A 12,561-nucleotide genomic window follows, 5' to 3' on the forward strand; every position below is an offset into this window, starting at 1 on the left:
GAGAGGTGGACCGGCAAGACTGCGAACCATGACCAGGCCGCATCCACTCGACCCGCTGACCGCCGACGAACTCACCGCAGGCCGCGAGATCCTGGCCGCCGAAGGCCTGCTCGCCGCGACCACGCGGTTCCCGGCCGTGCTGCCGGTGGAGCCCGAGAAAGGCGACGCCGCCCCCGACCGCCGTGTCCAGTACACGCTGCTGGACACCGCGACCGGCGAGGCGCGCGACGTGGTCGTCTCGCTGGCTAAGCGCGAAGTGGTTTCCAACGAGGACTGCGGCGCAGGTCAGCCCGCGTACCTGTTCGAGGAGTACGACCTCGCCGCGTCGATCACCAAGGCGTCACCGGAATGGCAGACCGCGATGGAGCGGCGCGGGCTCGGCGACCGGATCGAGCACGCCTTCTGCGCTCCTCTGGCCCCCGGCTTCTTCGGCAGGTCCGACGAGACCGGCCGAGTCATCCGCTCGCTGACGTTCCTGCGCGACGACGCGTCCGACAGCCCGTGGGCGCATCCGGTCGAAGGCCTGATCGTGCACATCGACCTGACCGGGCAGCGCGTCATCCGGGTGGAGGACGAGGGCGACGTGCCCGTACCGCCGGAGCACGGCCGCTACGGCGACGTCCCGGCCCGAACCACGCTCAAGCCGATCGAGATCACCCAGCCGGAGGGCCCGAGCTTCACCGTCGACGGCAACGAGGTCACCTGGGAGGGCTGGAACCTCCGGGTCGGCTTCAACGCCCGCGAAGGCCTGACGCTGCACCGGATCAGCTTCCAGGACCGGTCGGTGCTGCACCGCGCGTCGGTACCGGAGATGGTGGTGCCCTACGGCGACACCGCGCCCGGCCGGTTCTGGATCAGCTACTTCGACGCGGGCGAGTACCTGCTCGGCAAGAACGGCAACGATCTGCGGCTGGGCTGCGACTGCCTCGGCGTCATCCACTACTTCCCCGCGTTCGTCGCCGACGACCACGGCCATCCGGTCGAGATCCCCCGCGCGATCTGCATGCACGAGGAGGACTACGGGATCCTCTGGAAGCACACGGATCTCGACGGCCGCGCCGAGGTCCGCCGCTCGCGACGGCTGGTGATCTCGTCGATCTCCACCATCGGCAACTACGACTACGGCTTCTTCTGGTACTTCTACCTCGACGGCACCGTGGAACTGGAGGCGAAGGCCACCGGCATCGTGTTCGCCGGCGCCGCGCACCCCGGCACGGACCACCCGCACGCCAACGAGATCGCGCCCGGCCTGTTCGCACCGGTGCACCAGCACCTGTTCTGCGCGCGGCTGGACGTGGCGATCGACGGCGAACGCAACTCGCTCGTCGAGGTCGACGTCGAACGGATCCCCATGGGCGCGCGGAACCCGTACGGGAACGCGTTCACCTGGAAGGAGACCCCGCTGCGCACCGAACAGGAGGCGCGGCGGTTCGCGGATCCGGCCAAGGCGCGTGTCTGGGAGATCCGCAGCGCGGAGCGGACCAACCGGCTCGGCTCGCCGACGGCCTACCAGCTGGTCCCCCGGCCGTCCGCGACCCTGATGGCGCAGCCGGAATCGACCGTCCACCAGCGGGCGACGTTCGCCACCCGTCACCTGTGGGCGACGCCGTACCGCGCGGACGAACGGTTCCCGGCGGGCGACCGCCCGAACGCGCATCCGGGCGGGGCGGGCCTGCCCGCCTGGACCGCCGCCGACCGCGACCTCGTCGACACCGATCTCGTGCTGTGGCACGTGTTCGGCCCGACCCACATCCCGCGTCCGGAGGACTGGCCGGTCATGCCGGTCGACTACTCCGGCTTCTCCCTGCGCCCCTATGGCTTCCTGGACCGAAACCCGGCCCTCGACCTGCCTTCCGGCGCCGCCGGCGATCACTGTTCCGCCCACGAGCACTAAAGGCCTGTCGGCGGAGCTGAAGACACCCCCGAAACGACCACCAGGTGAAACCGCCCGGCCGACGGCCCCGCTGTCGCGGTGGCAGGGCGCCTTGTCCGCCGGCTGGAGACGGACATCAGACCGCGCCCTGCCGACGTCGATCGCGGAGGCGGGTTCACCACCAGACACTAGGACTCATCGATGCCCGAACTGACCCTGTCCGACACGTCCACCTGGCTGCCGCTCGACGGTCTGGCCCCCGGTTTCGACGCGAACAAGGCGCCCACGGTCGGCGACCTGCACGGCCGCTCGTTCGAACTCGCCTGCGAAGACGGCACCACGTTCACCGCGGCCTTCTCCGGTACCCGGATCGAATGGACCTACCACGGCACGGGCACCGACCGCTGCGAGACGTTCCTGGTCGACGACGACCTGTACTACGTCCAGTTCCATCCGCAGGCCCGGCAGGACGAGGCGTTCACCCTGTTGCTGGACCTGCGCCGCGGCCGCGCCCTCCTGGTACTGAGCAAGATCGGCGACACCTCGCCCCGCGTCACACAATCCTTCGTGGCCGCCACGATCGGCGGCATCGAGCCGACCGGGGAATCGCTCGCCCCGACCACGTCGCTGGTCGGGCGCCGGGTGCTGTGGGTGTACAGCACCGAACACGCCTACGAGCACGTGTACCTCAGCCCGCACTGGTACACGTGGCAGTGCCTTGCCGGTCCAGAGCGGGGGCTCGCGGACACCGATGAGAACTCGGTCTACGAGCTGCGGCCGGGTATCTACGTCTTCGCCTGGCGGGAGAAGGTGATCCCGTGCGCCTCGGTGACCGTCGCCGACCACCGTGACGCGAAGCGGCTGCGCTCGCATGGTGTCCTTTTCGGACTCGACGCCACCGGGAGCACACCGACCCACTTCACCTTCGGCGCGCACGGCAGGCTGCTGAGCACCACCGTGCACCCCGAGGCCTACGACCCGGCCGGGAGCTGAGCCTTGACCGCCGACATCGTCCTCACCAACGCCACCGTGTACACAGTGGACAGTGGCAGGCCCTGGGCATCGTCGCTGGCGATCAAGGACGGCAAGGTGCTGTCCCTGGAGGATATCGAACGCGGGCCGAACACCGAGGTCGTCGACCTCGAAGGCGCGTTCGTGATGCCCGGCCTGGTCGACGTGCACAACCACCACGCCCTCGCCGGGCGCGCGGCCCTCTTCGAGCTGAACTTCGGCCTCGACGCCGGACTGGCCGACATCCTCGCGGCCGTCCGCGCGAGGGCCGCCGGACTCGGGCCGGACGAGTGGGTGGTCGGCGGCGCCTGGGCGTCCACTTTGGTCAGCACCCTTTCGCGGACTTCGGCCCGGCACGCCCTCGACGAAGCCGCCGGCGGACGTCCGGTCATGCTGTCGGACGACAGCAGGCACAACCGCTGGGTGAGCAGCCGGGCGCTGGAGCTGGCGGGCGTCACCGCCTCGACGCCCGATCCCGCGGGCGGGGAGATCGTCCGCGATCCCTCGACCGGGGAGCCGGTCGGCGTCTTGCTCGAAGCGGCGGGCGTCGCCGTCGAGCGGGCGCTCAGCGAGACACGGACGCTCACCGCGGAGCAGCACGTCGCGGCGTCGCGGCACGCGATCGGCACGCTGCACTCGTACGGGGTCACCGCGTTCCAGGACGCCGGTGTCTCCGCCGACATCCTGCGGGCGCTGAAGTCGCTCGACGACGCGGGCGAACTGCGCGCCTGGGTCGTTTCGTCGCTGCTGATCAACGACCCGATCTTCGGTTTCGACCCGATCGGGGAACCGTTGCTGGAGGTCGCCGGGCAGTACCGGAGCGAGCATCACCGGCCGGACTTCGTGAAGATCTTCCTCGACGGTGTCCCGCCGACGCGCACCGCCGCCTTCCTGGAGCCGTACCTGCCGGACGCCGCGCACGGAGCCTGCCATCACGGCGCCACGACCATGCCGGGCGAAGAACTCGTCGGCTGGTTGCGCACAGCGGCCACGGCGGGGCTCTCGGCCAAGGTCCACTGCACCGGGGACGCGTCGGTGCGCGCGACGCTCGACGCCGTCGAGAAGGTGCGCGCCGAGGGCTTCACCGAAGCACGGTTCCAGGTCGCGCACGGCCAGTTCGTGCACCCCGACGACCTCCCCCGCTTCTCCGCGCTGGGCGTCGCCGCGGACATCTCGCCGTTCTTGTGGGTCCCCGGCGTCATCCCGGCGGCCATCGCCGAGGTCCTGCCCGGCGAGCGGGCAAGGCGGATGCAGCCGAACCGGTCGCTGCTGGACGAGGGCGCGCTGGTCGCGGGCGGTTCGGACTGGCCGGTCAGCGAGTCGCCGAACGCGTGGGAAGGCATCCACGGCCTCGTCACCCGCCAGGATCCGACCGGCACCTTCCCCGGCGCGCTATGGCCGGAGCAGGCGATCACCCTGGCCGAGGCGATCGAGGTCTTCACCCTGGCCGCCGCCCGCGCGATGGGACTGGGAGACGTCACCGGCTCGCTGACCCCCGGGAAGTCGGCGGATCTCGTCGTCCTGGACCGCGATCCGTTCAAAACCGACCCGTCGGCGCTCGTCAAGACAAAGGTGACGCAAACGTGGTTCGCCGGGCACCGCGTGTATCACCGCGTCTGATCTCCTACACTGGTAGAAGAACCAGTGCGGGAGGTCTGCCGATGCCGAAGATCATCGACCACGACGAGCGGCGTAGCCATATCGTCGACGTCACCTGGGATTTGATCACCCAGGGCGGGATCGAGGCCGCCACCATGCGCGAAATCGCCGCGGCCGCCGGCTTCGCCAACGGCGCGCTCAAGCTGTACTTCCCGAGCAAGGAAGACATCATCCAGGCCACCTACGAACGCGCGCTCGGCATGATGCGCGAGTACGTGGAGCTGGACGAGTTGCGCGGGCTGACCGCGCTCCGCGAGCTGTGCGTCTCGTCGATGCCCATCGACGAGGACCGCATCGCCGCGGGGCGCGTCCTGCTCACCTTCTGGCAGCTGTCGCTGACCAACCCGAAACTGCAGGACAAGTACCTCGAACACATCCGCTCGTGGCGGGGCCTGCTGCACCGGTATCTCACCGAAGGCAGGGAGGACGGCGACATCGTCACCGAAACGCCCGACGAGCAGCTGGTCGACGAGGTCGTGCTGATCAACGCCGGGGCGAACGTGATGAGCCTGGTCGCCGGGGAGTTCTCGACGATCGCCTTGCAGCGGCAGCACCTCGAGTCCTTCTTCGAGCGCCTCACCCGCCCCTGACGCCACGTACTACCGCATTTCGTCCTCTGAATGCGGTAGTACGTGGCGCCAACTACCGCATTCAGAGGACGAAATGCGGTGGGTCGAAGACCCGGGTCAGGAAGCTCGCCACGTGCCGGTGGGAGCGCGGCGAGGCCGGGAGATCCGTGTGGAGCCCATAGAACCCATGGATCTGCCCCGAGTACCGCGTCATTTCGACGTGGGTGCCTGCGTCGGTCAGCCGCCGCGCGAACTCCTCCCCTTCGTCCCGCAATACGTCGTACTCGGCCGTGAGCACCAGCGCCGGCGGCAGACCGGTCAGGTCGTCGGCGCGCAGCGGCAGCAGGTACGGGTCGTTCAGCTGCGCCGGATCCGACACGTACTGCTCGAAGAAGAACCGCATCGCCCCGGCGGTCATGCCGAAGCCCTCGGCGAAGTCCACATAGGACCGGAACCCGTCGTCCGGATGGCCGTACACCGGGCAGATCAGCACCTGCGCGGCCAACGGCGGGCCACCACGGTCACGGGACATCATCGAGACGACCGTCGACAGGTTTCCGCCGGCGCTTTCCCCACCGACCGCGATCCGCGACCCGTCGACCGCAGGTCCGGCGCCGCCCGCGGCGAGCCATTCGACGACGGCGTAGCAGTCGTCCGGGGCCGCCGGGTACGGATGCTCGGGCGCGAGCCGGTAGTCGACCGCGACGACGGCGACCTTCGCCGCGTTGCACACCGCCCGCGACGCGACCTCGTTCTCGTCGATCGAGCCGATCGTCCACCCGCCGCCGTGGATCCAGACGAACGCGGGCACCGGCGCGGCGACATCCGGCAGGTAGACCCGCACCCGCACACCGGACGGCAGGACGTGGTCGGTCACCGAGGCGACCTCTTCGACCGACTCGGGGCGCCGCCACGAAGCGGCGAAGGCGGCACGCAACTCTGGAGCCGTCAGTGGCCCGGCCGGTGCCTCCGACGGGGCACTGCGGGCGAGCAGTTCCTTGACCGCGGGATCGAGGGTCACGGTCACACCGCTTCCGCGACCAGCACCCGCGGGCTGCCCGGCAGCGCGAGCCGGTCGGTGACCCGCCAGCCCGCGCCGCTCAGCCACTCGCGGACCTCGGCCTCCGGGTAGACGACCGTCCCGTCGATCACCAGGTACTCCCCCGCGTGCAGCGCGTCGATCGGCCGCTGGACCGCGTCGTCGTCGAGGAAGAAGTCGAGCAGCAGCAGCGTCGCTCCCGGCGCGGCGGCGGCACGGGCGTTGCGCAGGATCTCCGCGTTCTGCTTCGCGTCGAACCGGTGGACGACGTGGTTGACCATCACCAGGTCGAACTCGCCTTCGGCCCGCGCGGTCGGTGTCTCCGCCCCGACGACGGTCGTGCGGTCCGCGAGCCCCGCCTCGGCGGCCGCGGTGGTGACCGACTCGGTGAAACCCGGGTCGAAGACGAACGTGGTGTGCAGTTCGTCGTTGGCCTTCATGGCTTCGACAGCGAACGCGCTGGAGAGCCCGCCAAGGTCCAGCGCCTTCCGGTGGGTGCCGAAATCGTAAGCGCCGGCCAGCATCTTGGCGTGCAGGGCGTTATACGTCATGACGCCCGCCATGAACGTGCCCCAGCGCGCGTCGTCCATCTCCAGCTTGCCCGGCTCGCCGCTGTCGGCCGTGTGACCGAATTGCAGCCAATGCGGGTAACTGATCGAGTCCAGGAACGTCAGGAACGGCGCCAGATCGAGGTCTCCGCCGCCGAGGTACTCGGCCGCGTCGGCGGCCAACTCGTACCGTCCGTCCACACGGGACAGCAGACCGAGTGATGACATGGCGTCACCGAGGATGCGGGTGATCTTCTCCGGTTTGCCGGTCTTCTCCGCCAGTTCCGCGGCCGCCAGCGGCCCGTCGGCGAGCGCGGTGAACAGGCCGATCCGGCTCGCCGCGAAGAGTTGCTTGGCCGCCATGTAGCCCACGGCGATGTCCACGATCCGCTCGGGACCGGCAGTCTTGGTCGACCCGCTCACGGGTGCCCTCCTTAGCTCGTTTCCGCCGAGAGTCTACAGACGTAGACAAAAGAATCCAGTGCGAGTTTTCGCCCACTGCCAGGGAAAACCCGCCGGATATCAACTTCCTACATTCGTAGAATATACCCATTGACAGCGCACCCGCCCAGTGTCAACATGCGTAGAACTACCCCCGCCGGAGGCCCGTTCCCCGGCAGTGCGGTCCGCTTCGGGCGGGCTCGGGAAAGGGGATTCATGACCCTGCTCGAATTACGAGAACTCACCGTCGGCGTCATCGCCGACGAAACCGAACGCGAACTGGTGCGCGAACTTTCGTTCGACCTCGACCAAGGCCGGACACTCTGCGTGGTCGGTGAATCCGGCAGCGGTAAAACGGTGACGGCCTTGTCGATCATCCGGTTGCTGGAATTCGTCGCGCCGGTGTTCACCCGCGGTGAGATCGCCGTCGACGGCGTGGACGTCACGCGGCTCTCCGCCGACGAGATGCGCGCGTACCGCGGCCCGCGGATCGGCATGATCTTCCAGGAGGCACTGGATTCACTCAACCCGAGTCAGCGCGTCGGCAAGCAGCTGATCGAGGCCTATCGGAAGCCAGGCTCCCTTCCGCGCCAAGCCGCGCGCAAGGGTACGCCGTTGCACCGCGAGGCCGAGGCGAAGGCTCGCGGCCTGCTGAAAGAGGTCGGCCTCGCCGACACCGACCGGGTGCTTTCCCTGTACCCGCACCAGATGTCGGGCGGCATGCAGCAACGCGTGATGATCGCGCTGGCGCTGATGGCCGATCCGAGCCTGCTGATCGCCGACGAGCCGACCACCGCGCTGGACGTCACCACGCAGGCGGAGATCCTCACCCTGTTCGACCGGGTCCGCCGCGACCACGGCACGGCGTGCGTCTTCATCACGCACGACATGGGCGTGGCCGCGCAGGTGGCGGACCGGATCGCGGTGATGTACCGCGGCGAGCTCGTCGAACTCGGGTCCACCGAGGACATTCTGCATTCGCCGAAGCATCCCTACACCAAGGCGTTGCTCGACTGCGTTCCGCAACTCGGGGTCAGCAGGCGCGACGGCTTCCCCACCATCTCCGAAGCCCTGCTCGAAGCCGCGATGAACGGCGAATCAGCGGTCGCGACCGAAACCAGGTCGTTGAGCCGCGCGAAAACCGGAGACACCGGCGAGGGCACCGCGCTCGTCATCGATTCGGTGTCCAAAGTGTACGGACGGCGCGGCCGGTTCTCGCTGAGCCGCGAACCCGAGGTGCACGCGGTCAAGGACGTCTCGCTGGAGATCGCGGCCGGCGAGTTCTTCGGCCTGGTCGGGGAATCCGGTTCGGGAAAGACCACGCTCGGCCGTCTGGTGAGCGCGCTGGAGCCACCGACGTCGGGCACCATCGCCTTCGGAGAGCACCGATGCACGCCGTCCGGGCTCGACGGCGACGAGCGCGCGTTCCGCCGCCGTGCGCAGCTCATCTTCCAGGACCCGCAGAGCTCGCTCGATCCCCGGCACACCGCCGCCCGGATCATCGCCGAACCACTGCGGGAACTCACCGGACTCCGCGGTGCCGAACTCGACCGCCGCGTCACGGAACTGATCGACGAGGTCGGTCTCCCCTCCGGCACCGCGAAGAAGCTGCCCTCGCAGCTCTCCGGCGGGCAGCGGCAGCGCGTCTCCATCGCGCGCGCGATCGCGGCCGAACCCGACCTCATCGTCGCCGACGAGCCCACCTCCGCGCTCGACGTCTCGGTGCAGGGCCAGGTGATGAACCTGCTACTGGAACTGGGGCGCACCCGCGCGCTCAGCTTCCTGTTCATCACGCACAACCTCAGCCTGGTGCTGTCGGTCGCCGACCGCGTCGGCGTGATGTACCGGGGCGAACTGATCGAAATCGGCGAACCGGACGAGATCCGGCTCCACGCCCGGCACGAGTACACCCGCCGTCTCCTCGCGGCGAATCCCGAACTGCCCGCCCACCCCCACACTGGAGTGCGGAACCCATGAGACGAACCCTGACCAAGGCCACGCTCGGCCTGGCGACCGTCCTGCTGCTCAGCTCGTGCATGGGAAGCCAGGCGGGTGGTGGGGCCGCCGACGGGCCGCCGAAGCCCGGCGGCAACCTGAACGTCGCCGTGCCCACCGATCCGCAGTCCCTCGACATGGTCGCGAATCCCGGCCAGGTGACCGCGCATATCGGCAACATGATGTACGAGAAGCTGTTCGAGGTGGACAAGGGCTTCACCGCCCGGCCCATGCTGGTCGAGGACTACACCACCAGCCCGGACCGGCTCACCTACACCTTCAAACTGCGCCAGGGCGTCACCTTCCACGACGGCAACCCGCTGACGTCCGAGGATGTCGTGGCGAGCCTGAAGCGGTGGCAGCAGGTGCACCGCACCGGCCAGCTGGTCACGCCGGACATCGAAGCGATCACGCCGACCGATCCGGCGACGGTGACCATCAAGCTCAAGAAGCCGCGTTACCCGCTGATCAACGAACTCGCCGGCGCGGGCACGGAGATCTACGAGGCGAAAAACCTCACCGGTGTCGCACCGACCGGTTTCGCCCAGGACAAGGCGATCGGGACCGGGCCGTACAAGCTGAAGAGCTGGGACATCGGCCGCGAACTGGTGCTGGAGCGCTACTCCGGCTACAAGTCCCGGTCCGAAGAGGACTGGGGTGGGCAGGCGGGCGCCAAGCACGCGTACCTGGACACCGTGACCTACAAGGTGGTCTCCGACCAGGACGCGCTGATCAACGGCCTCCAGACCGGCCAGTGGGACCACATCATGCCCACGAACGACCAATACGAGCCGCTGCGCAACAACCCTGCCGTTGTCGTGCACAACCTGCCCGGCGGCAACGACAACGTCGTGATCCCGAACTTCAACACCGGTTCGAAGTTCGCCGATCCCCGCGCCCGCGAGGCGCTGAACCTGCTGCTCGACAAGCCCGCGATCAACGCGGCCACCGGCGGCAGCAAGGACCTCACCATCGAGACCGGCGCCTTCGCCTCGCCGGACAACAAGCAGTTCTACTCCACCGCGGGTGAAGAGGTCTACAAGGCCCACGACCCGGAGAAGGCAAAGCGGCTGCTGGCCGAGGTCGGCATCACCGCCGGCGCCACGATCCGGATCGTCACCACCAACTCGTATCCGGAGTTCGGCAAGTGGGCCGTGCTGATCCAGGACAGCCTGTCGAAGATCGGCATCAACACCAAGATCGACACCTTCGACTTCGCCACCATGCTCGGCACGCTGACGAAGGAACCGGGTGGCTGGGACATCACCACGCTGTTCTTCGACTCGGCACTGACCTCGCCCGCGCAGATGCCCGCGCTCACCCTGGGCACGCTGAACGGTTCGTCTTCGCCCGAACTGGACGGCCTCATGGCCGAGTTCAACGCCTCGACGACACTCGAGCAGGCGAAAGCGGTGGTGGACAAGCTTCAGGCGTTCACCTGGAAGCAACTGTCGGTGATCACCCTGAGCCAGTCGAAGCTGTACGCGGCCTACTCCCCCAAGCTCAAGGGCTACGGCGACTTCTACCGGGTCTTCTGGAACACCTGGCTGGCGTCATGACCGGTCTGCTGCTGCGCAGGCTGCGCGATCTGGTGATCATCCTGGTGATCGTCGGGACGATGATGTTCTTCGTCATCCGGTTGATCCCCGGTGACCCGGCGCAGGCCATCCTCGGCCCGACCGCGCGACCGTCCGATGTGGACGCCCTGCGGGAGAGCATGGGGCTGAACGGGACACTCTGGGAGCAGTACTTCAGCTGGGCCGGGAACGTGCTGCACGGCGACTTCGGCACGTCGATCACCTACCACGCGCCGGTGCTCGGCGTGGTCGCCGACCACATCTTGCCGACGCTGACTCTGGCCGTGTTGTCGACGGTGATCAGCTTCTTCCTCTCGGTCGCGATCACCTCGTGGCAGGCGGTGTCGCCGCGCAATCCGGTGGCACGGGCGCTGGACCGGCTCTCCGCGCTCGGGATGGCGATGCCGGACTTCTGGATCTCGCTGATGCTCGTGCTCGTGTTCTCGGTGACGCTGCGCTGGTTCCCTTCCAGCGGCTACGAGAACCTGTTCACCGACCCGGCGACGGCCGTGCCGGCACTGGTGCTGCCGCTGACCGTGCTGGTCATCGGGCAGACCGCGTTGTTCGTGCTCACCCTGCGCGAAAGCCTGCTCGGGGAGCTGCCACTGGCGTATCTGCGCACCGCTCGGGTGAAGGGGCTGTCGGAGCGGCAGGTCATGACCAAGCACGTCCTGCCGAACGCGCTGATGCCGCTGATCACCCAGCTGGGCAGCAACTTCGCCATGCTGGTCGGCGGGATCGTGATCATCGAGTCCATCTTCGTCGTGCCGGGGCTGGGCCATCTGCTGATGGGCGCGGTGTCGACCCGCGACTTCCCGCTGATCCAGGGTGTGACGCTGTTCGTCGCGGTGCTGTTCGTGCTGGTCAACCTGCTGGTGGACCTCTCGTACGCGCTGCTCGACCCGAAGGTGCGTGTCTCGTGAGCGTGGCTCTTGTGGAAAAGACGTCGCCGGTGCGCGAGAAGCCGTCGCCCGGCCGAGCGGCCAAGGTGTTCCGGCGCAACCGGATGCTGGTGATCACCACGGCGGTGCTGGCGGTGATCGTGCTGACCGTGATCGTGCTGCCGTTCTTCCTGCCGAGCGTCAGCGCGACCGACCCGGTCAACCGGCTGCTGCCGCCGTCGGCCGCGCATCCGCTCGGCACGGACTCGTTCGGCCGTGACGTGCTCGCCCGGCTGGTCTCCGGCGGCCGTGCGTCGCTCGGGCTGTCCGCCCTGATCACCCTGTGCGCGGCCTTCACCGGCCTGGTGATCGGGCTGATCAGCGGGTTCTTCCGCGCCGTCGACGCGGTGCTGATGCGAGTGATGGACGCCTGGATGTCGTTCCCGGCGATCATCCTCGCGATGGCGCTGGCGATCTCGCTCGGCGCGAGCATCTGGACCGAGCTGATCGCGCTGACCGTGATCTTCACGCCGTTCACCGCCAGGGTCATCCGCAGCCGGGTGCTCGGCATCGCCGGTCGCGCCTACATCGGCGCCGCCCGGGTTTCGGGGATGAGCCGGTGGAAGATCCTCGTCGTGCACGTGTTCCCGAACGTGCTGCCGCTCGCGCTGGTCCAGGTCGTGATCCTGTCCGCGGCGGCCATGCTCGTGGACGGGGCGATGAGTTTCCTCGGTCTCGGTATCGCTCCCCCGACCCCGACCTGGGGCAACATGATCGCCGAAGGGCGGTCGTACCTGGTGCAGGCGCCCTGGCTGGTGATCGTCCCCGGCGTGACGATCATGGTGTGCGTGTTCCTGCTGAACCTCATCGGCTCGTCGCTGCGGATCGCCGTCGACGCCCGGGCGCGGACGTTGAGCGAAATGCAGCGCCTGCGCACCCGCCGCCCCTCCGGCAGCTGAGAAAGGATC

10 protein-coding genes are annotated in these 12,561 nt (G+C 68.5%); 8 read left to right on the forward strand and 2 right to left on the reverse strand.

The window, feature by feature from the left end; translation table 11 throughout:
* Positions 1–28 precede the first annotated feature (28 nt).
* From AC069I_RS38435 to AC069I_RS38450, 4 genes are all read left to right on the forward strand, one after another.
* A complete protein-coding gene (locus AC069I_RS38435; RefSeq protein WP_478230412.1) occupies positions 29–1,894 on the forward strand; it encodes a primary-amine oxidase in 1,866 nt (621 codons plus the stop codon).
* Positions 1,895–2,074: 180 nt separating this feature from the next.
* Positions 2,075–2,866, forward strand: a complete 792-nt coding sequence (locus AC069I_RS38440) for a molybdenum cofactor biosynthesis F family protein (protein WP_478230411.1) — start codon at positions 2,075–2,077, stop codon at positions 2,864–2,866.
* A gap of 3 nt (positions 2,867–2,869) precedes the next feature.
* Positions 2,870–4,504, forward strand: a complete 1,635-nt coding sequence (locus tag AC069I_RS38445; RefSeq protein WP_478267547.1) for an amidohydrolase — start codon at positions 2,870–2,872, stop codon at positions 4,502–4,504.
* A gap of 41 nt (positions 4,505–4,545) precedes the next feature.
* Positions 4,546–5,133: a TetR/AcrR family transcriptional regulator gene (locus tag AC069I_RS38450; protein WP_034306161.1), complete on the forward strand. Its 588-nt coding sequence runs from the start codon at positions 4,546–4,548 to the stop codon at positions 5,131–5,133.
* A 61-nt stretch (positions 5,134–5,194) separates the two neighbouring features.
* Here AC069I_RS38450 and AC069I_RS38455 read toward each other — a convergent pair whose 3' ends face one another.
* The gene (locus AC069I_RS38455; RefSeq protein ID WP_478267548.1) at positions 5,195–6,139 is read right to left on the reverse strand and encodes an alpha/beta hydrolase; all 945 of its coding nucleotides are present in this window, start codon (positions 6,137–6,139) and stop codon (positions 5,195–5,197) included.
* Positions 6,136–7,122 carry a methyltransferase family protein gene (locus tag AC069I_RS38460; protein WP_478230408.1) on the reverse strand — a complete coding sequence of 329 codons (987 nt, stop codon included), beginning with the start codon at positions 7,120–7,122 and terminating at the stop codon, positions 6,136–6,138. The genes AC069I_RS38455 and AC069I_RS38460 overlap by 4 nt, the downstream gene beginning before the upstream one ends.
* A 234-nt stretch (positions 7,123–7,356) precedes the next feature.
* On the opposite strand from AC069I_RS38460, the gene AC069I_RS38465 reads away from it, so the two are divergent.
* From AC069I_RS38465 to AC069I_RS38480, 4 genes are read left to right on the forward strand one after another with little or no spacing between them, the layout of a single operon-like run.
* Entirely contained in the window at positions 7,357–9,117 is a 1,761-nt protein-coding gene (locus AC069I_RS38465; RefSeq protein WP_478235822.1) for a dipeptide ABC transporter ATP-binding protein, read from the forward strand.
* Complete coding sequence (locus AC069I_RS38470; protein WP_478267549.1) at positions 9,114–10,694, forward strand: ABC transporter substrate-binding protein; 1,581 nt, start codon at positions 9,114–9,116, stop codon at positions 10,692–10,694. The genes AC069I_RS38465 and AC069I_RS38470 overlap by 4 nt, the downstream gene beginning before the upstream one ends.
* Positions 10,691–11,635 (forward strand): ABC transporter permease, encoded by a 945-nt coding sequence (locus tag AC069I_RS38475; RefSeq protein WP_073842625.1) that lies wholly within the window; start codon positions 10,691–10,693, stop codon positions 11,633–11,635. Before AC069I_RS38470 ends, AC069I_RS38475 begins: the two co-directional genes overlap by 4 nt.
* On the forward strand, positions 11,632–12,552 hold the full coding sequence (locus tag AC069I_RS38480) for an ABC transporter permease (protein WP_478230405.1): 921 nt from the start codon (positions 11,632–11,634) through the stop codon (positions 12,550–12,552). Before AC069I_RS38475 ends, AC069I_RS38480 begins: the two co-directional genes overlap by 4 nt.
* Positions 12,553–12,561: the final 9 nt, after the last annotated feature.

This window comes from Amycolatopsis sp. NPDC043885 (genome assembly GCF_056435685.1).